At 72.9% G+C, this 20,582-nt stretch carries 18 protein-coding genes; 2 read left to right on the top strand and 16 right to left on the bottom strand.

Translation table 11 applies throughout. From position 1 onward, the window contains the following. Window positions 1-4: 4 nt before the first annotated feature. From BLT67_RS09035 to BLT67_RS09025, 3 genes are all read right to left on the bottom strand, one after another. Complete coding sequence (locus BLT67_RS09035; RefSeq protein WP_172802007.1) at window positions 5-529, bottom strand: amino-acid N-acetyltransferase; 525 nt, start codon at window positions 527-529, stop codon at window positions 5-7. Between the two features lie 64 nt (window positions 530-593). Further along, complete coding sequence (locus BLT67_RS09030) at window positions 594-2,795, bottom strand: bifunctional metallophosphatase/5'-nucleotidase (RefSeq protein WP_172802006.1); 2,202 nt, start codon at window positions 2,793-2,795, stop codon at window positions 594-596. 170 nt (window positions 2,796-2,965) lie between these two features. Further along, complete coding sequence (locus BLT67_RS09025) at window positions 2,966-5,446, bottom strand: ATP-dependent Clp protease ATP-binding subunit (protein WP_092666707.1); 2,481 nt, start codon at window positions 5,444-5,446, stop codon at window positions 2,966-2,968. Between the two features lie 202 nt (window positions 5,447-5,648). On the opposite strand from BLT67_RS09025, the gene BLT67_RS09020 reads away from it, so the two are divergent. Beyond that, on the top strand, window positions 5,649-7,175 hold the full coding sequence (locus tag BLT67_RS09020) for a CPBP family intramembrane glutamic endopeptidase (protein WP_092666706.1): 1,527 nt from the start codon (window positions 5,649-5,651) through the stop codon (window positions 7,173-7,175). Window positions 7,176-7,178: 3 nt separating this feature from the next. Here BLT67_RS09020 and BLT67_RS13595 read toward each other — a convergent pair whose 3' ends face one another. The 7 genes from BLT67_RS13595 to BLT67_RS08985 form a co-directional block, all read right to left on the bottom strand. Continuing rightward, the gene (locus BLT67_RS13595; protein WP_092666705.1) at window positions 7,179-7,472 is read right to left on the bottom strand and encodes a hypothetical protein; all 294 of its coding nucleotides are present in this window, start codon (window positions 7,470-7,472) and stop codon (window positions 7,179-7,181) included. Window positions 7,473-7,519: 47 nt separating this feature from the next. Beyond that, window positions 7,520-7,795, bottom strand: coding sequence for a hypothetical protein (locus tag BLT67_RS09010; protein WP_092666704.1), 276 nt, complete (start codon window positions 7,793-7,795; stop codon window positions 7,520-7,522). A gap of 62 nt (window positions 7,796-7,857) precedes the next feature. Next, window positions 7,858-9,615 (bottom strand): lysine--tRNA ligase, encoded by a 1,758-nt coding sequence (locus tag BLT67_RS09005; RefSeq protein WP_331712123.1) that lies wholly within the window; start codon window positions 9,613-9,615, stop codon window positions 7,858-7,860. A gap of 64 nt (window positions 9,616-9,679) precedes the next feature. Next, the gene (gene panC / locus BLT67_RS09000; protein WP_231945458.1) at window positions 9,680-10,537 is read right to left on the bottom strand and encodes a pantoate--beta-alanine ligase; all 858 of its coding nucleotides are present in this window, start codon (window positions 10,535-10,537) and stop codon (window positions 9,680-9,682) included. Window positions 10,538-10,590: 53 nt separating this feature from the next. Continuing rightward, window positions 10,591-11,286, bottom strand: a complete 696-nt coding sequence (locus BLT67_RS08995; protein WP_092667605.1) for a DUF2520 domain-containing protein — start codon at window positions 11,284-11,286, stop codon at window positions 10,591-10,593. Then, window positions 11,283-13,304, bottom strand: coding sequence for a PH domain-containing protein (locus BLT67_RS08990; RefSeq protein WP_092666702.1), 2,022 nt, complete (start codon window positions 13,302-13,304; stop codon window positions 11,283-11,285). The genes BLT67_RS08995 and BLT67_RS08990 overlap by 4 nt, the downstream gene beginning before the upstream one ends. Then, a complete protein-coding gene (locus BLT67_RS08985; RefSeq protein WP_092666701.1) occupies window positions 13,301-13,795 on the bottom strand; it encodes a PH domain-containing protein in 495 nt (164 codons plus the stop codon). Before BLT67_RS08985 ends, BLT67_RS08990 begins: the two co-directional genes overlap by 4 nt. A gap of 100 nt (window positions 13,796-13,895) precedes the next feature. On the opposite strand from BLT67_RS08985, the gene BLT67_RS08980 reads away from it, so the two are divergent. Further along, window positions 13,896-14,891 carry an LCP family protein gene (locus tag BLT67_RS08980; protein WP_157674299.1) on the top strand — a complete coding sequence of 332 codons (996 nt, stop codon included), beginning with the start codon at window positions 13,896-13,898 and terminating at the stop codon, window positions 14,889-14,891. Window positions 14,892-14,983: 92 nt separating this feature from the next. On the opposite strand, the gene BLT67_RS08975 is transcribed toward BLT67_RS08980, so the two are convergent. From BLT67_RS08975 to BLT67_RS08950, 6 genes are all read right to left on the bottom strand, one after another. Next, window positions 14,984-15,451 (bottom strand): DUF3180 family protein, encoded by a 468-nt coding sequence (locus BLT67_RS08975; protein WP_092666699.1) that lies wholly within the window; start codon window positions 15,449-15,451, stop codon window positions 14,984-14,986. Continuing rightward, window positions 15,448-15,948, bottom strand: coding sequence for a 2-amino-4-hydroxy-6-hydroxymethyldihydropteridine diphosphokinase (folK, locus tag BLT67_RS08970; RefSeq protein WP_092666698.1), 501 nt, complete (start codon window positions 15,946-15,948; stop codon window positions 15,448-15,450). The genes BLT67_RS08975 and folK overlap by 4 nt, the downstream gene beginning before the upstream one ends. After that, complete coding sequence (gene folP / locus BLT67_RS08965) at window positions 15,945-17,183, bottom strand: dihydropteroate synthase (protein ID WP_092666697.1); 1,239 nt, start codon at window positions 17,181-17,183, stop codon at window positions 15,945-15,947. The genes folK and folP overlap by 4 nt, the downstream gene beginning before the upstream one ends. Before the next feature lie 2 nt (window positions 17,184-17,185). Then, the gene (gene folE / locus BLT67_RS08960) at window positions 17,186-17,752 is read right to left on the bottom strand and encodes a GTP cyclohydrolase I FolE (protein ID WP_172802005.1); all 567 of its coding nucleotides are present in this window, start codon (window positions 17,750-17,752) and stop codon (window positions 17,186-17,188) included. Continuing rightward, window positions 17,752-19,707, bottom strand: a complete 1,956-nt coding sequence (gene ftsH / locus BLT67_RS08955) for an ATP-dependent zinc metalloprotease FtsH (protein WP_092666696.1) — start codon at window positions 19,705-19,707, stop codon at window positions 17,752-17,754. Before ftsH ends, folE begins: the two co-directional genes overlap by 1 nt. Before the next feature lie 138 nt (window positions 19,708-19,845). Continuing rightward, window positions 19,846-20,580 (bottom strand): hypothetical protein, encoded by a 735-nt coding sequence (locus tag BLT67_RS08950; RefSeq protein ID WP_092666695.1) that lies wholly within the window; start codon window positions 20,578-20,580, stop codon window positions 19,846-19,848. Window positions 20,581-20,582: the final 2 nt, after the last annotated feature.

Genomic DNA, 20,582 nt, shown 5'->3' with positions numbered 1-20,582 from the left:
GGGCTCAGAGCTGCTTGAGCATGCGCGTGTTGCCGAGCGTGTTCGGCTTCACGTGCGCGAGGTCGAGGAACTCCGCGACGCCGCCGTCGGGCGATCGCAGCAGCTCGGCGCGCACGGCGTCGTCGACGATCTCCTCGCCGACCTCCCGGTAGCCGTGCCGGCCGAAGAACTCGGTCTCGAACGTCAGGCAGAACAGGCGCGAGAGGCCGAGCGCGCGTGCGCGCTCCTCGAGCGCCTCGAGCATCGCGTGGCCGACGCCCTTGCCCACCGCGCCCTCGGCCGCGGCGATCGTGCGCACCTCGCCGAGGTCCTCCCACAGCACGTGGAGGGCACCGCATCCCACGAGCTCCCCGTCGCGCTCGGCGACCACGAACTCCTGCACCGCCTCGTAGAGGGTGACGAGCTCCTTGCCGAGCAGGATGCGCCGCCGCACGTAGGGCTCGATGAGCGCCTGCATCGCGCGGACGTCGCCCGTGCGCGCGGGCCGGACGCTGATGGCGGATGCTGTCGTCGCCGCTCGTGTGGTCACCGTCCGAGCCTACGCGCGCAGCGGGGGCCCGAGCGCGTGCCCGAGCCCCCGATGCGCGTGCGGATCAGAAGGCGCGCTTGCCCTTGCCGGGGAGCTCGCCGAAGACGGGGTGCTCACCGCCGCGGCCGACCGCGCGGCCGGGGTGGTCGTCGCCGTGCACCGGGTGCGCGTCGCCGAACACCGGGTGGCCCGGACCGGAGCCGGTCGCCGGGGCGGGGGTCACGAGCACCTGGAACGGGATGAGCGTGCCGTTGTCGGCGCGCAGCGCGTAGGTCTGCAGCGCCGGCTCGGTGCCGTCGCCGGCGAAGGTCGCCGTGAACGTGACCTCGGCCGCGGTCGTGAGCGGGGCGCCCTGGGCGTCGTTCTGGACGACGACGTCGCCCGAGCCGATGACGGCTCCGCTCTCGTCGACGACCTCGACCGTCGTCGACGCCTCGGCGCCGAGCGAGCGGATCCGGTCGACCTGGCGCACCTCGACGGCCACCTCGGCGCCGGCGTCGACCGCGCCGTCGGGCAGGCCCACGACGTCGACGTGGCGCACGCTGTAGTCGGGCGCGAGGCCCGGGTTCGCGGCGAGGTACGCGAGCAGCGCATCCTGGTCGACGAGGCCCGAGTCGCGCTCGTCGGTGCCCTCCGCGAACGCCCAGAAGTTGTCCCCCGGCGTGCCGCCGTTGACGCCCATGAGGAACGACGCGCTCGCGACGCGGATCTCCTGGTCGGGCGTGATGAGCTCGCCGTCGATCGCGATGTCGCTCACGCGGTCGTCGAACGCGCGGCTGGGATCGGAGACGTAGGTCACGTTGTCGCTCAGGCCCAGCTGCAGATACGTGCGGCCGGTCGTGAGCGGCTCGCCCGCGGCGGTGCGCTGCCACTGCTGCTCGAGCAGCGTGTCGAGCTGCGCGCCCGTCATCGTGATCGACCACAGGTTGTTGATGAACGGCAGCATCGTGTTGGCCTCGGCGAGGCGCACGATGCCGGGCTCGGTCTCGGGCGCGGTGGGCTCGTAGAGGAAGCTGTCGCGCACGCCGCCGGGGTTGACGACGCCGATGTCGGCCCCGCCGCGGCTCGCGTCGGCGAGCTGGTCGCGGTACATGTTGGCGACCATCTGCGCGGAGGTCGACTCCTCGCCGCGGTTGCCGTTCGAGAGCGCGGGCACCGTGATGGGGCCCGAGATCGTGCCGACCTCGACGTTGCCGATGACCGCGGCGCGGTCGACGGCCGCGTCGACGATCTGCTGCACCGCCGCCGCGCGCGGGTACTCGGCGACGAGCCCGGCGACCGCGTCGGTCGTGCGCGCGTGGTTCGCGAGCACCTCGACGGAGACATCGCCGCTCGCGCGGTCGACGGCGAGGACGACCTGGCCGATGAGGTTGGAGTACTCGTTCGACTGGACGATCGGGCGCGTCGCGCCCTCGACGCCGGGGACGGGCGCGAGCCACGAGTAGGTGCGGTGCGTGTGGCCGTTGAAGATCACGTCGACGTCGGCGGAGAGGCCGTTGACCATGTCGCCGAAGGCGCCGCCGGCTGCCGCGTCGGGCGCGAAGGTCGCCTCCTGCTCGGACTGCGGGGCGTTCGCCGGCAGGGTGAGCTGCGAGCCGTCGTGGATCTCGGCGACGACGACGTCGGCCTCGCCGTTGGCGGCGTCGCCGTCGCTCAGCTCAGCCGCGACCGCGTTGACGGCCGCGACGGGGTCGCCGAACTCGAGGCCGACGATGCCGGAGCCGTCGACGAGGCTCGGCGTCTGCTGGGTGACGGCGCCGACGACGGCGACCGTGATGCCGTCGATCTCGAAGGTCTCGAAGGCCGGCCCGATGGGCGCACCGTCGCGCGTGACGTTGGCCGAGAGGTAGGGGAAGTCGGCGAGGGCGTCGACGCGCCCCGTGAGGTCGTCGACGCCGCGGTCGAACTCGTGGTTGCCGACGGCGGCCGCGTCGACCTCGAGCGCGTTGAGCACCTCGAGCGTCGGCTCGTCCTGCTGCGACGCGGAGGTGAAGTTCGAGGCGCCGATGTTGTCGCCGCCCGAGAGCAGCACGGTCGAGGACGGGTAGTCGGCGCGGAGGCGCTCGATCGTGCCGGCGAACTGCACGGTCGTGGCCTTGTCGAGCCGGCCGTGGAAGTCGTTGAAGTGGAGGAGGCTCACGACCGCCGTGGTGTCGGGGTCGACGTCGATCGGGGCGGCGACGGCCGCCTGCGGCAGGGCGACGAGGCCCAGTCCGACGGCGCAGGCGGCGCCGATCGCCGCGCTGCGCTTCATGGTCTTGTTCACAGGATCTCCGGATGCAAGGGGACGGGACCGGCGCATGACGCACCACACGAGAGCCTAGGGAGCGTCGACGCGGATCGCGAGAGATTTCTGTGGCGGCATGGTGAACAGCCGGTGAAGCACGGAGCGCGCGGCGGCCCGGGAGGGCCGCCGCGCGCTCGCGGTGGGAGGGATCAGGCGTCGACGGGCTCGAGCTCCGGCTGGTGCGGCTCGGGGGTGTCGTGCGTGAACACGAACTCCCCGTCGGCGAAGTCGACCGACACGTGCTCGCCCGCGCCGAGCTCGTTGTGCAGGATCTTCTCGCTCAGCACGTCCTCGATCTCGTGCTGCACCGCGCGACGCAGGGGCCGCGCGCCGAGCGCCGGGTCGTGGCCGATCTCGATAAGCCGGCGCTTGGCCGCCTCGGTGAGCTCGATCGTCATGTCGCGGTCCAGCAGGCGCTCCGAGAGGCGCTTGATGAACAGGTCGACGATCTGCAGCAGCTCGTCGGGGCTGAGCTGCGGGAAGACGATCGTCTCGTCGACGCGGTTGAGGAACTCGGGCTTGAAGTTCTTCTTGAGCTCCTCGCGGACCTTCGCGCGCATCCGCTCGTAGTCGTTCTCGCTCGAGCCCTCCATGACGAAGCCGACCGGGCCGCCCGAGATGTCCTTCGTGCCGAGGTTGGTCGTCATGATGATGACGGTGTTCTTGAAGTCGACCACGCGACCCTGGCCGTCGGTGAGGCGGCCCTCCTCGAGGATCTGCAGGAGCGAGTTGAAGATGTCGACGTGCGCCTTCTCGATCTCGTCGAAGAGCACCACCGAGAACGGCTTGCGGCGCACCTTCTCGGTGAGCTGGCCGCCCTCCTCGAAGCCGACGAACCCGGGAGGGGCGCCGAAGAGCCGCGAGACGGTGTGCTTCTCGCTGAACTCCGACATGTCGAGCGAGATCAGCGCGTCCTCGTCGTCGAAGAGGAACTCGGCGAGCGCCTTCGCGAGCTCGGTCTTGCCGACGCCCGTGGGGCCGGCGAAGATGAACGAGCCCGAGGGGCGACGCGGGTCCTTGAGGCCCGCGCGCTGCCGACGGATCGTCTTCGCGAGCACGCTGACGGCCTCCTCCTGGCCGATGACGCGCTGGTGCAGCGCCTTCTCCATGAAGACGAGGCGAGCCGACTCCTCCTCGGTGAGCTTGAACACCGGGATGCCGGTCGCGTTCGCGAGCACCTCGGCGATCACGCCCTCGTCGAGCACGCCGGTGGGGCCGCCGTTGCCCGAGCGCCACTGCTTCTCGAGGCGCAGCCGCTCGCCGAGCAGCTCCTTCTCCTCGTCGCGCAGGCGCGCTGCCGCCTCGAAGTCCTGGCCCTCGATCGCGCCCTCCTTGCGGGAGCGGACGTCGGCGATGCGCTCGTCGAACTCGCGCAGCTCGGGCGGAGCCGAGAGGATCGACAGCCGCAGGCGGGCGCCGCCCTCGTCGATCAGGTCGATCGCCTTGTCGGGCAGGAAGCGATCCTGCACGTAGCGGTCGGCGAGGTTCGCGGCGGCGACGAGCGCGCCGTCGGTGATCGTCACCTTGTGGTGCGACTCGTAGCGGTCGCGCAGGCCCTTGAGGATGTTGATCGTGTGGGCGACCGACGGCTCGTTCACCTGGATCGGCTGGAAGCGGCGCTCGAGCGCGGCATCCTTCTCGAAGTGCTTGCGGTACTCGTCGAGCGTCGTCGCGCCGATCGTCTGCAGCTCGCCGCGCGCGAGCAGCGGCTTGAGGATGTTGGCCGCGTCGATCGCGCCCTCCGCGGCACCGGCGCCGACGAGCGTGTGGATCTCGTCGATGAAGGTGATGATGTCGCCGCGGGTGCGGATCTCCTTCGTCACCTTCTTCAGGCGCTCCTCGAAGTCGCCGCGGTAGCGGCTGCCGGCGATGAGGCTGCCGAGGTCGAGCGTGTAGACCTGCTTGTCCTTGAGCGTCTCGGGCACCTCGCCCTTGACGATCGCCTGCGCGAGGCCCTCGACGACGGCGGTCTTGCCGACGCCGGGCTCGCCGATGAGCACCGGGTTGTTCTTCGAGCGGCGCGAGAGGATCTGCATGACCCGCTCGATCTCCTTCTCGCGGCCGATGACCGGGTCGAGCTTGCCGTCGCGCGCGGCCTGCGTGAGGTTGCGGCCGAACTGGTCGAGGATCTGCGAGCCCTTGGCGTCGGACTGCTGCGTCTGGTCGCCGCCGACCGTCGTCGACTCCTTGCCCTGATAGCCGGCGAGGAGCTGGTTGACCGTCTGGCGCACGCGGTTGAGGTCGGCGCCCAGCTTCACGAGCACCTGCGCGGCGACGCCCTCGCCCTCGCGGATGAGGCCGAGCAGCACGTGCTCGGTGCCGATGTAGTTGTGGCCGAGCTGCAGCGCCTCGCGGAGGCTCAGCTCGAGCACCTTCTTCGCGCGCGGCGTGAAGGGGATGTGGCCCGTGTTCTGCTGGCTGCCGGTGCCGATCATGTCCTGCACCTGCGCGCGCACCGCGTCGAGCGAGATGCCGAGCTGCTCGAGCGCCTTGGCGGCGACGCCGTCGCCCTCGTGGATGAGGCCGAGCAGGATGTGCTCCGTGCCGATGTAGTTGTGGTTGAGCAGCTTCGCCTCTTCCTGGGCGAGCACCACGACCCGGCGAGCGCGGTCGGTGAATCTCTCGAACATCGCTGCCTCCCTTCCTTGCCTCCGAGCGTAGCCGCGGGGCCCGGCGCGACGCGTGCGTGTTCGCTGTCGGCGCGACGGCGGATGCGGTGCCGCAGCCGGCGGGCCCGCGCCGCCCGGCGGGGCCCCGCGAGTGCCTCTCGGTCGATCCTCATCGAACGCAGAACCGACGCCGATAGCCTCGAGGGGAGACACGAGGAGCACGGTGACCGATCAGCCTCAGCCCTGGGATCCGCAGGCCCAGCCCCAGCAGCCCCAGCAGCCCCAGCACCCGCAGCAGCCCCCGGCGCAGCCCACGCACGCCGAGCTGTACCCGCAGCCGGAGTATGGACAGCCGCAGCCCGGGCAGGCGCAGCACGCGCAGCCGGAGCACGCGCAGCCGACCTACGGGCAGCCGACCTACGGGCAGCCGCAGTACGGGCAGGCGCAGTACGGACCGGCGCAGCACGGACAGGCGCAGTACGCGCAACCGGCCTTCGGGCAGCCGCAGTACGGACAGGCGCCCTACGGGCAGCCGCAATACGCACAAGCGCCGTACGCATCCGGCTACGCCCAGCCGGGCTACCCGATGCAGCCGCCCCCCAAGAAGCCCGCGCTGCTGCCCGCCGCGCTGCCGATGTCGGGCCTCGCCTACACGCAGGTGCTCCAGCCGCTCGAGCGCCGCGTGGGCCGCTGGTTCCTCGCGTGGGCGATCGCGATCGGGTTCTTCTTCGCCGGGCAGCTCATCTCCCTCGCCCTGCTCATGCCGGGCATGGTCGACTTCTTCCTGCGGCTCGACCCCACCGCGGTCCCGACGGACGAGACCGAGTTCGCGGCGGACATGATCGCCGAGACCATCGGCTCGCCGCTCGGCATGGCGGGCGTCAACCTCGCGTGGGCGTCGATGATCCCCGGCACGATCGTGGCGATCGCCGCGTTCGGGAAGCGCGCCGCGGGCTTCGCCTCGAGCGTCGTCGGCCGCTGGCGCTGGGGCACCGCCGGCCGAGCCGCGATCGTGATCCTGCCGATCTTCGCGCTCTACATCGGCCTCTCGCTCTGGCTCGACCCGTCGATCGAGTGGCAGTGGAACCCCAACTGGGGGCTCGTGGCCGTCGTGCTGCTGACGACGCCGCTGCAGGCGACCGGCGAGGAGTTCACCTTCCGCGGCCTGCTGCCGCAGATGATGGGCGGCTGGTTGCGGCACCGCTACGTGCCGGCGCTCGTGATGCTGCTGCCGGTCGCCGCCGTCATGCTGCTGCAGCCCGCGACGTGGTGGCTCTCGCTGCTCGCGCTCGCCGCCGCGGCGATCGGCCCGTGGGTGCTCCGCGGCCGCTTCGGCAACGCGGTCTGGACGGGGCTCGCGACGGGACTGCTCTTCGGCGCCATGCACGCGCATCCGTCGATCTCGGCGACGCTGCAGCTCTCGCTCGTCGGCTTCACGTGCTCGATGCTCACGTACCGCACCGGCGGCCTCGAGGCCGCGTCGGTGCTCCACACCGCCAACAACGTGTTCATCATGGTGCCCCTGGCACTCACCGGCACGTCGGCGTTCGGCGCCCAGCCGGTCGCGGGCGAGGACTGGCTCTCGTTCGGCATCACCCTGCTCGCGCTCGCGCTCGCCTACCTCGCGGTGCACTTCACGATGCGCCGCGAGCAGCAGCTCACCGAGGGCAGCCCCGCGGCCGACCTGCTCGCTCCCCCGGCTCCGTCGGTGCAGCAGCCGCAGCCGGTCGGCGCGCCGGCGGCGCCGTAGCGGCTACTCGGTGCGCTCGCCCGGCGCGGGCGCACCCGGCCCGGCATCGGGGGCGGATGCGGCGGGCGCGGGAGCCGCGACGTCGGCGGCGGGTGCGGATTCGGTGCCCGGCGCGGGCGCTGCGCCCTTGGGCGGCAGGCCCAGCTTGGCGCGCTCCTCGGCCTCGATGCGGTCGTAGCGGCTGCGGGCCGTGCGGTCGCCGCGGATGATCGAGCGCAGCACCATCCAGAACAGCAGCCCGAGCACGATCGTCGGGATGAGCGAGAAGATCGCGTTCCCCCACCAGCTCTCAGGCATGGCTCGAGTCTACCGCCGGCGCGACGGCGGGCGTCCCCGTGCTCGCGTCAGTGCGCGGGCGGGGCAGGCGGCTGGCCGTCGCGGAGGTGCTGGTGCAGCTGCTGGTCGCGCAGGTGCTGCTGGTGGGCCTGCTCGTGGTGCCGCATGTGCTGCCCGTGGTGCAGGTTGTGCGGGTGCATGGGGTTCGTGAGGTCGTGCTCGGAGGTGCCGACGCCGGCGCCGCCGCGGGAGACCGCGCGCACGACCGCGACGACGATGCCGACGACGACGATCGCGCCGACCGCGAGGATGCCGATGGTGACGAAGTCGAACGCGATGCCCATGGCGGCACGCTAGCGCGCCTGCGACCTCGGGGGCCACGAAGACTTCGCGACCCGCCGGGGGTTCAGGTCAGCAGCTCCCGCACCCGCTCGCGGCCGATCGCGAGCAGCAGGGTCGGGATCCTGGGGCCCGTCTCGCGGCCGACGAGCAGGCGGTAGAGCAGCGCGAAGAACGCGCGCTGCGCGGCCGAGAGCTCCTTGTCGCCCTTGACCATCGCATCCGGCTCGAGGCCCCGCTGCACCTTCGCGACGCCGTAGACCTGGAACGTGAGCCCGTCGAGCGTCCACGCCTCCTCGATCGGGGGCAGCCCGTGGCCGCCGTCGAGCAGCAGGCGGATGCCGTCGCGCTCGGTCTCGGTGAGCGCGTCGAGGGCGTCGCGGTCGGGCTCCGTGCGCACCGCCGTGTGCTCCTCGGCGGGCATGTGCGTCGCGACCCACGTCTCGACCCGGTCGAGGCGCGGCCGCAGCGGGTCGAGGCTCGTGATCGGATCGTCGGCGTCGAGCCCGCCCAGGATCCGCAGGATCTGCGCCTCGTCGCCGAAGGTGATGTCGACGACGGATGCGAGGGTCCGGTAGGCGACGCGTCGCGGCGTCTCCGGCAGCGGCCCGTGCGCCGTCGAGGTCGCGCGCTCGAGCGCCGCGAGCTCGGCGTCGCCCGCCGTGCCGGCCGCGGCCTTGCGGGCGAGCGCATCCCACTCGTCGTAGGTGCGCTGGAGCTCGGAGCCGAACGCGACGTCGAACGACTGGTTCATGCGGCGGCGCGCGTAGAGCCAGCGCAGCACGGGCGCCTCCATGACCGCGAGCGCGTCGAGCGGGGTCGGCGCCCCGCCGCGCGAGGACGACATCTTGGCGACGCCGCCGAAGCCGACGAACGCGTACATCGGGCCGAGCGGGCGCTCCCAGCCGAAGACCGGCGCGAGCTCGAGCCCCACCTGGAAGGACGAGCCGGGGCTCTGGTGGTCGACGCCCGAGGGCTCGAACACGACGCGCTCGTACGCCCAGCGCATCGGCCAGTCGACCTTCCAGACGAGCTTGCCCGAGCGGAACTCGCGCAGCAGCACCGTCTCGCGGTGCCCGCACGTGCACGAGTAGGTCATCTCGGTCGAGTCGTCGTCGTACGCCTCGATCGTCGTGAAGTCCTTGCCGCAGCGCGTGCAGTACGGCTTGTAGGGGTAGTACTCGGCGCCGCCCGAGCCGTCGCCCTCGCTCGCGGCGCCCGAGGAGGCGTCGAGCGCGCGCTGCAGCTCCTCGTCCTCGTCCTTCGCGGCAGGCAGGGTGCGGAACTGCGCGAGGATCGCGTCGATCTCGCGGCGGTGGCGCATCGCGTGCAGGATCTGCTCGGTGTAGGCGCCCGCGGTGTACTGCTCGGTCTGGCTGATGCCGCGGTACCGGATGCCTGCGGCCGCGAAGCCCTCCTCGGCCTGCGCGCGGAAGTGCGCCGCCCACGAGTCGTGGGCGCTGCCCGGAGGGGCGGGCACGCTCGTGAGCGGCTTCCCGATGTGCTCGGCCCACGCCTCGTCGACGCCCTCGATGCCCGCGGGCACCTTCCGGAAGCGGTCGTAGTCGTCCCAGCTGAAGATGTGCTCGGCGTCGACGCCCCGCCGCTGCAGCTCGTCGACGACGAGGTGGGGGCTCATGACCTCGCGGAGGTTGCCGAGGTGCACGGGGCCCGAGGGCGAGATGCCGGATGCGGCGACGGGCTTCGTGCCCCGGCGCGCGGCCTCGGCGACGACCTCGTCGGCCAGGCGCGAGACCCAGTCGGCGCGCTCGTGCTCGGGGGCGGCGGCGGGCTGGGCGGTGCTCAGGTCAGGCGTCTCGGTCACGACGTCCGATCCTACCGGCGGCGCCGCATCCGCCCCCGGTCGCTCGCGCTGCGTGGTGGTCGCGCTACGGGACGGTCGTGATGAGGTTGTCGATGAGCCGCACGGTGCCGACCCGGGCGGCCACGAGCACCTGCACGCGGCCGCGGTGGTCGGCGGATGCGGGGGTGAAGGTCGCGGGGTCGACGACGGCGAGGTAGTCGAGCTGCGCGCCCGAGTCGGCCTGGAACACCGACTGGGCAGCCGCGAGCATCGCCTCGACGCCGCGGTCGGACGCGGCGCCGGCCGCCTCTAGCGCGCGCGAGAGCACGAGCGCATCCTGCCGCTCGCCGCCCCGCAGCAGCGCGTTGCGGCTCGAGAGCGCGAGGCCGTCGGGCTCGCGCACCGTCGGCACGCCCACGACCTCGACGGGCAGGTTGAGATCGTCGACCATGCGGCGGACGAGGAAGAGCTGCTGCGCATCCTTCTCGCCGAACACCGCGACCTCGGGCTGCACGATCGAGAGGAGCTTCGTGACGACGGTGAGGACGCCGTCGAAGTGGCCGGGGCGGCTGCGCCCCTCGAGCACGGTGCCGAGGTGGCCGGCGGTGACGACGGTGCTCGAGCGCCCGTGCGGGTACATCTCGTCGGGCTCGGGCATGAAGACCGCCTCGGCGCCGAGCACGATCAGCTGCTGCGTGTCGGCCTCGGGCGAGCGCGGGTAGCGGTCGAGATCCTCGTGCGGGCCGAACTGCATCGGGTTGACGAAGACGGATGCGACGACCGTGTCGGCGTGCTCACGCGCGACGCGCACGAGCTCAAGGTGGCCCTCGTGGAGCGCGCCCATCGTCGGCACGAGCGCGATGCGGCGGCCCGCGGCGCGCTCGGCGGCGACGAAGGCGCGGGCGTCGGCGACGGTCGCGAGGGTCTGGATCGCTCGGGGCACCACGTCAGGATATGCGCGCGCCGGTGCCCGCCCGGTGCACGGGGCGCGCGGCGTCAGGGCTCGAGCGGCGGATCGGGGTAGCGCGCGAGCGCGGACTCGACCGCCGAGCGCACGACGCCGCCGATGACGCGCGAGGGGCGCTCGACGCCGAGCTCGTGCAGCTGGCGCAGCGCCTGCGCGACGATGCCGTCGGCGAACTCGCCCGCCGCCGCGAGCGCCTCGGCGTAGGCGGGCCGGTCGGCCTCCTCGATCACGATCGGCTCGGCGCCCATCTCGACCGCGAGCGCCTGCCCGATCGGCAGCACCGGGCCGGGCGCGGTGACGGCGACGGTCGACTCCTGCAGCTGCACGAGGTCGAGGGAGGTGCCGGTGAAGCGCATCGCGGGGTGGAGGGCGAGCGGGATCGCGCCGCGCTCGAGCGCGGGCCGCAGCACCGCGACGCCGTGCTCGGCGGCGGTGTGCACAACGAGCTGGCCGGGCTGCCACGCGCCGGTCGCCGCGAGCCCGGCGACGAGGTCGGCGAGCGCGCCGGTCGGCACCGCGAGCAGCACGAGCTCGCTGCGCTCGACGATCGTCGGCGCGTCGAGCACGGGGACACCGGGCAGCATCGCCTCGGCGCGCTCGATCGCGTCGTCGCCGGTGGCATCGATGCCGATGATGGCGTGCCCCGCGCCCGCGAGCGCAGCGCCGAGCACGGGGCCGACGCGACCGGCGCCGATGATGCCGACCCCGAGCCGACCGGGCCTCATCGCTCGTCGCGCGGGCGCTGCCAGCGCGGGTCGTGCGGCGGCGCCGGAGGCTGCTCCTGCTGCGGCGCGTGCGCCGCGGGCGGAGCGGGCGGCCACGGCTGCTGCTGGGCCGGCTGCCAGGCCTGCTGCTGCGCCTGCGGCGGCGACGGCTGCGGCGCAGGCGGCTGCGGCCACGGCGGCTGGTGCTGCGGCGGCCACGGCTGGTGCTGCGGCGGCCACGGCTGCTGCTGCGCGGGCGGCTGCCACGGCTGCTGCAGCGCAGGCGGCTGCGGCTGCGGAGGCGCCCAGGGCTGCGGCTGCTGCTGCGGCATCGGCGCGCGCTGCCCGAACGACGCGGGTGCGCCGTCCGCCGGCGGCGCCCACGGCGCGCGCGGCTGCGGCACCGGAGCCGGCATCAGGCCGTCCTGCACAGCGGGTGCGGTCTCGAGCACCGCGTTCCGCGTGAGCGACGCCGCCCACGACTCCGACGCATCCCGGTCGATGCCCGCCTTCACCGTGCGCATCGCGTGCTCGAAGAGCGTCGCGGCATGCTGCTGGTCGATCGCGCCGAGCGATGGCGAGAGCACCGAGCCGGGCACGTGGAACTGCACGCGCGCGAGGCGCGCGAGCCCGTAGATGGGGCCCTGCTGCACGGCGACCGACTGCACGCGCGCCTGCGGCACGAGCTGCATCGAGCGCCAGATGCGCCCGTGCCGCAGCACGAAGGCGGCGTCGTGCACGTGGAAGCCGTTGCGGCGCACCGAGAACCAGCGGAACGGTCGCGCGCGCGGCGGGCTCACGACGAACGCGTCGGGAGCCTGCCCCATGAGGCCCTGGTCGATGAGCGGCGAGTGCGCGAGCTCGGGCAGCACGAGCCCGATGACGGTGCGCACGTCGCGCAGGTCGCCGACCGGCAGCAGGTAGTTGGCCATCTGCTGCGCCTGCCCGCTCTGGCCGCTGCCGTCGCTCGAGACCCGGCCCGCTCGCGTGAACGTCACCTGCCACCAGCCGAAGGGCCGCCACAGCAGCGGCTGCTTCACCTGCAGCGCGAAGATGCGCCCCGGCGGCAGGATCTCGGTCGTCGTGGAGGCGAGCCCGTACGCGAGCCGGATCCCGTCGGGCGTCGCGGCGATCGAGTAGCGCAGCTTCGCGCCGAGCGACCGCATGCCGGCGGCGAAGAACGCGATCGCGGCCGGGAGGATCGCGAAGATCGCCCACCACTGCTGGAAGCCGAAGATGACGACGAGCGTGCCGACGACGTACAGCAGCGCCCACACGATCCAGCCGTCGAGCAGCGACGACAGCACGATGCGGCGCACGGGGATGCGCACGAGCGAGTCGGGCGCGAGGTGCGCGATCTCGGCGTCGGGCCGCAGCAGCTCGTCGACCACGCCGCCGCCGGCCTGCCGCGCGGCGGCGAGGCGGTCGGCGTCGGCCGTGGAGCGGCCCGACGCGCGGTTGAGGATCTCGTACCGCAGCGCATCCGCCACCGACGAGCTCAGGTAGTTGAGGTCGACGTTGGAGTCGCTGCCCGCCTGCTGGATCTCGAACTTGCACGCGCCGAGCAGCCGCGCGAACCAGGGCTTGCGGATGTTGATGCCCTGGATGCGCGCGAGCGGCGCGCGGCGGTGCTTCTTGACGAGGATGCCCTGCTCGACCTCGACCGCGTCGCCCGTGATGCGGAACCGGTGCACGCGCCACGCGAGCCAGAACAGCGCGATGAGCACGAGCACGAGCACGACGACGCCGAGCGCCACCCACAGGATCTGGTCGACGATGAAGTCGCCGAACGGATCCTCGTTCCACTCGTCGAACTCGCTCGGCACGAACGCGCCGATCAGCCGGTCGCGGAAGCTCGAGACGATGACGCCGAGGAAGATGATGAGCGCGAGGCCGCCGCGCAGCAGCGGGGTCGCCGGGTGCAGCCGGTGCCACTCGCCGTCGACGAGGTCGATGGCCTTCGCGCGCGCCTCGGTCGCCTGCGGCACGCTCGCGGGGGCGGCGGCGGGCGCCGGATGCGGGGGTCGGGGATCGGTCACAGACCGGCCCGTCGCGACTCGGAGACCGCGACGAGGTGGTCGCGCAGCTCCTCTGCGGAGGACCCGGGCATGCCCGGGATCGTGATGGCGCTCGACGCGGCCGCCGTGACGAACTTCAGGGTCTTGAGCCCGAACATCCGCTCGATGGGACCCTGCGTGATGTCGACGATCTGCATGCGACCGTAGGGCACGGCGACGAAGCGCCGGAAGAGCATGCCGCGGCGCACGAGCAGGTCGTCCTCGCGCTCGAGGTAGCCGATCGTGCGGGTGCGCAGGAACGCGAAGACGACGCCGATCACGATGAGCGCAGCGGCGGCGGCCGCCGGCAGCCAGCCCCACCAGGGCATGCGGCCGTCGTTCGCGAGCCAGATGGGCACGGTCGCGCCCGCGCCGAGGATGGCCCACCAGAGCACCGTGCCGATCGAGTCGACGACGGCGTACCGCATGCTGATGCGCTGCCACGCGCCGGTGACGTCCAGGCGCTCGCCCACTGGCCCTCCTCGAAGGTCGCTCGGCGGTCCTCGTCGAAGATCGCTCGGCTCTCCAGGCTAGTGCGAGGGGGCTGATCAGATCACCTGCGATACTGCCACCGTGACGGCAGAGACCCCCCAGAAGCAGCGATACGTCGGCCGATGGATCGCCGTGAGCATCGTCGGCGTGATCGTGCTGGCGCTGCTGGCGGCGATCGGCTGGTACTTCCTCCGCATCAACCCGTCGGTGCAGCAGGTCGAGACGATCGAGTCGGCCTTCCCCGACGAGTCGCTGCGGCCCGAGGCCGAGACGACCGACGCGGGTGCCCCCGTGAACGTGCTGCTGCTCGGCACCGACACGCGCGGCCAGAGCGACTCGCTGCTCACCGACCTCGGCGACCGCGCCGACGTCATCCTCGTCGCGCACATCCCGCCCGACCGCGAGACGGTGCAGATCATGTCGATCATGCGCGACTCGTGGGTCGAGATCCCGGGCCACGGGAACGCGAAGGTCAACGCCGCGCTCGCGCTCGGCGGCGTGCCGCTGATGGTGCAGACGGTCGAGACGATCATCGACCAGCGCATCGACCACGTCGGCATCATCGACTTCGAGGGCTTCGAGGGGCTCACCGAGGCGCTCGGCGGCGTGCGGCTGCAGAACGACATCGCCTTCAGCGTCGACGAGTTCGACTACCCGAGCGGCGAGATCACCATCTCGGGCGAGGAGGCGCTCGCCTACGTGCGCGCCCGCTACCCGTTCTCGGACGGCGACTACCAGCGCACCCACAACCAGCGCGCGTTCCTCCGTGGGCTCATGACGCAGACGATGACGCGCGAGAACCTCACGAACCCCAACCGCATGGCCGACATCTTCGCGACCGTCTCGCCGCACGTCGCCACGACCGACACGTTCCAGCTCGGCTCGTCGCTGCCGCTCGCGGCATCGCTCGCGGGCATCGACAACTCGAGCATCAACACCTTCACGATGCCGACGCTCGGCACCGGCATGGAGGGCAGCCAGTCGGTCGTCTACGTCAACTGGGACGGCGTCGAGGAGATCCGCGCGGCGTTCGACGAGGAGTCGATGACGACGTTCGAGCCAGCGCCCGAGCGTTGATGCCGCAGGGCGCGATGCCGCAGGCGTTGCGCCCGGAGGCAGCAAGGTCGAGGAGCGCGCGGCGCAGCCGCACGCGTCGCGAGACCGGAGGCCTACGCCGCGCTCCCCGCGGCCGCGGTCGCGTCGTCCTCGTCGTCGGGCGGCAGCACGCACCAGTGCTCGGCGACGAGGCCCGCGACGAGCTGCATGAGCGCACCGCCCGCCACGATCGCGAGCGTGAGCACGGCGTCACCCGCGACGACCGCGCGCGTGCCGAAGAACCCGAGCGCGCCGAGCGCCGCGCCGCCGAGCAGCGCGCCGACGACCGACGACGCCTTCGCGAAGCCGAGGACGCTCGTCGCGTGCCGGTAGTCGATGCGCCGCGCGCCGCGCGCCGCCTGCCGCACGGGCCACGCGAGCAGCAGCAGCACGACCGCGAGCAGGGCGAGCGCGGGCCCGAGGGTCACCGGCGGCACGAGCGCCGGCCTGCCCGTCATCACGAGCATCCACTCGAGCAGCCACGCGACCGCCGCGGCGAGCAGCGCGATGAGCGCGATCGCGAGCGGGCTCGTGCGGCTCAAGCCAGCCTCCACGCGTCGCCGTCGGCGTAGTCGGCGAGCTCGGCGATCGGCCCGTGCCCGGGGAGCACGGCATCCGGCTCGACCTCGAGCCACGGCTGCAGCACGAACTGCCGCTCGTGCGCGCGCGGGTGCGGCAGCACGAGGCGGTCCTCGGCGCGCTCGATGCCGCCCATCGTGACGATGTCGATGTCGATCGTGCGCGATCCCCACCGCTCCGCGCGCACGCGGCCGAGCGCATCCTCGACCGCTCGCGTCGCATCGAGCAGGTCGAGCGGCTCCATCGTCGTGCCGACGACGAGCACGATGTTGACGTAGTCGGGGGTCAGGCCCTCGCCGTCGGGGTGCCACGACGGCGACTCCCACGCGCTCGAGCGGGCGATGGCGCGGATGCCGTCGATCGCCTCGAGCGCCCGCACTGCCGCGTCGATGGTCGCCACCCGATCGCCGAGGTTCGCGCCGAGCGACAGCACGGCGCGGCGCTCGGCCTGCAGCCTCATCGTGCCCCCGCCGACCGGTGCACGGTCACGGCGACGTCGTCGAACGCCACGGCGATAGGCGCTGCCGGCTTGTGCACGGTGACGGATGCGTGCTGCACGCGCGGGTGCGCGAGGCACACGCCCGCGAGCCGGTCGGCGAGCGTCTCGATGAGGTCGACGGGGTCGCGCTCGATCGCTCGGACGAGCTGCTCGGCGAGCTCGCCGTAGTGGACGGTGCTCGCGACGTCGTCGGCGGCGACCGCGTCGTGCACGTCGAGGCCGAGCGCGACGTCGACGACGAACTCCTGGCCGTCCCGTCGCTCCTCGGGCAGCACGCCGTGGTGGCCGCGGGCGCGCACGCCGCGCAGCTCGATCACGCCGTGGCGCTCGGGGTCGACGCTCGCGCCGGTGCCGAGCTCGATCGACCAGCCCTGCGTCGCTCCTGGTGCGCCCGCGGCGCCGGTCGTCGCGTCGAGGACCCGCAGCGCCGAGACGGTCGAGGCGACGTCGTGGACCCGCACCGCGGCTGCGCCCGCCTGCGCGGCGAGCAGCGAGGTGGCGGCCGTCGCGGCGTCGCGCTCCGCGGCGTCGGCGCCGTCCGGCAGCAGCGTGCCGAGGAACCGCTTGCGGCTCGTGCCGACGAGCAGCGGCAGGCCGAGCCGGCGCGCGAGCAGCGGGAGCGCGGCGAGCAGCCGCCAGTTGGCGTCGGGATCCTTCGAGAAGCCGAACCCCGGGTCGAGGATGATGCGCTCCGCCGGGATGCCGGCGGCGATGGCCGCCGCGACCCGCTCCTCGAGATGCGCCAGCACCTCCTCGACGACGTCGTCGTAGTGCGTGTCGACCGTGACGTCGATGCCGCGCGAGTGCATGAGCACGATGCGCACGTCGCCCTCGGCAACCGCGCGGAGCATGTCGGTGTCGTGCGTGCCGGCGGTGACGTCGTTCACGATCTCGGCACCGGCCTCGACGACGGCCCGGGCGGTGGATGCGTGGATCGTGTCGACCGAGACCCGCATGCCCTCGCGCACGAGCTCGCGGATCACGGGCAGGATGCGCGCCTGCTCCTCGGCGGGGTCGAGCGGCTGGGCGCCGGGCCTCGTCGACTCGCCGCCGACGTCGATGACGTCGGCGCCCTGCGCGCGCATGCGCCGCGCGTGCGCGATCGCCGCGCCCGCGTCGACGTAGCGACCGCCGTCGCTGAACGAGTCGGGTGTGACGTTGAGGATGCCCCACACCTCGGTCCGCCGCTGCACCACGCCTACCTCCGCTCGCCGATGAGTGCCATGATCTCCGCCCGCTCGAGCGGCTCGGCGAGCTGGCCGCGGCTCGCGACCGTGACCGCCGTCGAGCTCGCCTGCCGCGCCCCGCGCGCCTGCACGCATCCGTGTGCCGCCTCGATCACGACGAGCACCCCGCGCGGAGCGAGGCCCGCCACGAGCGCGTCGGCGATCTCGTCGGTCAGCCGCTCCTGGATCTGCGGGCGGGAGGCGACGACGTCGACGACCGCGGGGATGCGGCCGAGGCCGACGATGCGGTCGCCCGGCAGGTAGGCGATGTGGGCGACGCCCGTGAACGGCAGCAGGTGGTGCTCGCACATCGAGCGGAACTCGATGTCGCGCAGCAGCACCATCTCGCCCGTCTCGCCCTCGAGGCCGAGGGTGTCGAGCTGCGCCGTCGGGTCGGCGCCCACGCCCGCGAAGTACTCGGCGTAGGCGGTCGCGACGCGACGCGGGGTGTCGCGCAGCCCCTCGCGCTCGGGGTCGTCGCCGATGGCCGCGAGCAGCTCGCGCACGGCCGCCTCGACGCGCTCGCGATCGACCGCCATCAGGCCGAGGCTTCGCTCTCGACGTCGGGCTCGACCGCCTCGTCGACGTGCTGCGAGACGGGCAGCTCGATCGGCGGGCGATCGCTCACCGGCCGGTCGGGGTGCGAGAGCCACTGCGGGCGCTCGGGCAGCTTCTGCACGTCGGCGAAGATCTCCTCGAGCGCGAGGTGGTCGAGCGTCTCGCGCTCGAGCAGCTCGGCCGCGAGCCGGTCGAGCACATCGCGGTTGGTGTTGAGCACCTGCCACGCCTCGGTGTGGGCCTGCTCGATGAGCCCGCGGATCTCGCGGTCGACGGCCTCCGAGAGCGTGTCGGAGAAGTCGCGCGCCGAGCCGGTGTCGCGGCCGAAGAACTGCTCCCCCTGCGCGCTGCCGAGCTTCACCGCGCCGATCGCGCTCGTCATGCCGTACTCGGTCACCATCTTGCGGGCGATGCCGGTGGCCTTCTCGATGTCGTTGCCGGCGCCCGTGGTGGGGTCGTGGAAGACGATCTCCTCGGCGACGCGGCCGCCCATCGCGTAGGTGAGCTGGTCGAGCAGCTCGTTGCGCGTGACCGAGTACTTGTCGTTCACCGGGAGCACCATCGTGTAGCCGAGCGCGCGGCCGCGCGGCAGGATCGTCACCTTCGTCACCGGGTCGGAGTGCCGCATCGCCGCCGCCGCGAGCGCGTGGCCGCCCTCGTGGTAGGCGGTGATGAGCCGCTCCTTGTCGTTCATGACGCGGGTGCGCCGCTGCGGGCCGGCCATCACGCGGTCGACCGCCTCGTCGAGCGCGGCGTCGGTGATCTGCGTCGCGTTGTTGCGGGCCGTGAGGAGCGCCGCCTCGTTCAGCACGTTGGCGAGGTCGGCGCCCGTGAAGCCGGGGGTCTTCCGCGCGAGCACGTCGAGGTCGACGCCCTCGGCGATGGGCTTGCCCTTCGCGTGCACCCTGAGGATCGTCGCGCGACCCTTCATGTCGGGTGCGTCGACGCCGATCTGGCGGTCGAAGCGGCCCGGGCGCAGCAGCGCCGGGTCGAGGATGTCGGGGCGGTTCGTCGCCGCGATGAGGATGACGTTCGTCTTGACGTCGAAGCCGTCCATCTCGACGAGCAGCTGGTTGAGCGTCTGCTCGCGCTCGTCGTGGCCGCCGCCGAGGCCCGCGCCGCGGTGGCGGCCCACGGCGTCGATCTCGTCGACGAAGATGATCGCCGGGGCGTTCTGCTTGGCCTGCTCGAAGAGGTCGCGCACGCGGCTCGCGCCGACGCCGACGAACATCTCGACGAAGTCGGAGCCCGAGATCGAGTAGAAGGGCACGCCCGCCTCGCCGGCGACCGCGCGGGCGAGCAGCGTCTTGCCGGTGCCGGGAGGGCCGTAGAGCAGCACGCCCTTCGGGATGCGCGCGCCGACCGCCTGGAACTTCGAGGGGTCCTGCAGGAACTCCTTGATCTCGCCGAGCTCCTCGACGGCCTCGTCGGCGCCGGCGACGTCCGAGAACTTCACCTGCGGCATGTCCTTGGTGATGAGCTGCGCCTTCGACTTGCCGAACTGCATCACGCCGCGGTTGCCGCCGGCCATGCGCGTCATGAAGAAGTAGAACAGGCCCACGAGCAGCAGCACGGGCAGCAGGAGGCCCAGCATCGAGAGCAGCCAGTTGCCCTGCGGCACCTCGTCGATGTAGCCGCCCTCGGGGTCGGCGGCGTCGATCGCGTCGATGACGGCCTCGCCGCGGGGCGCGACGTAGTAGAACTGCACGCGCTGGCCGAACTCCTCGTCGGCCTCGGTGAGGACGAGGTCGACGCGCTGCTCGCCGTCGACGATCTTGGCCTGCTGCACGCGGCCGTCCTCGATCATCTGCATGCCGACATCCGTCTGCACGGGTCGGAACTGCGGCGTCATGAAGAAGCTGAACGCGATGCCGACGATGAGGAGCGCGGCGATGATCCAGGGGATCGGACCGCGCAGGAACTTCTTGAAGCTCATGGCACCCTTCCGGGTCGGGGATTCCTCCAGGCTAGTCGCCGGAGGGTCGGCCGCACCCGGTGTTCGCTGTGGGCCTGCCCTGGAGGCCTGCGCCCCTCCGCCTCCGCTGGGCCGGCGCCGTCCGCGCCGGCCCCGCGGCTACTGCTGGAGCTCGAGCGACATGAGGATGGCGCGGATCGTCCGGTACTCCGGGTCGCCGAGGTAGGCCTCGGCGTCGCCGAAGGATGCGACCTGCCACGCGCTCGCGTCGCCCGCGCCCTGCACGACGACCTCCGAGCCGAAGGCGATGGTGCCGGCTGCGCTGTCGAACGCGTTGACGATCGGGCAGCGCGGCGTCTGCGCGTCGGGCGCGGGGCGGAGCCCGACGCTCATCACCCACTGCTGGCCGAGCTGCACGGCGGCGGCGCCGAACGCGATGCCCGACGCCCCCTCGAGGCTCACGTCGGAGCGCTCGAGCAGGGAGGTGCGCCAGCCGACCGCCGCGCCCGAGGCGTCGCGGCACGCGCCGTCGCCCGTGTCGGGGCTCTCGCGGTAGAGCAGCTGCCGCTGCCCGTCGGCGCGCAGCAGGTCGAGCCCGCCGTCGGCCTCGCGCGTCGTCCAGTCGGCGGGGATGCGGAACGTCGCGGCGCCGCTCGGCGTCGGGATCTGCTGCCAGTCGCTCGTGTCGACGCCTGCGATCTCCGCAGGCAGCGACGACTCCACCTCTGGCGCCTCGGGCGTCGGGGTCGCCGGCTGCGTGGGCGGCGGCGCGGTGATGCCCGGAGGGATCGACGGGTCGGTCGACGGGTCCGGCGTCGCTCCCGAGCAGCCGGCGAGCAGCACGGCCGCCACGAGCAGTGCGACGGGTGCGGCTGCGCGAGCGTGGGGCTTCATCC

This window comes from Agrococcus carbonis, from assembly GCF_900104705.1.
In the GTDB taxonomy this organism is placed as follows: Bacteria; Actinomycetota; Actinomycetes; order Actinomycetales; family Microbacteriaceae; genus Agrococcus; species Agrococcus carbonis.
Note: the sequence above shows the minus strand (reverse complement) of the source record. Positions and strands in the feature narration are given on the sequence as shown.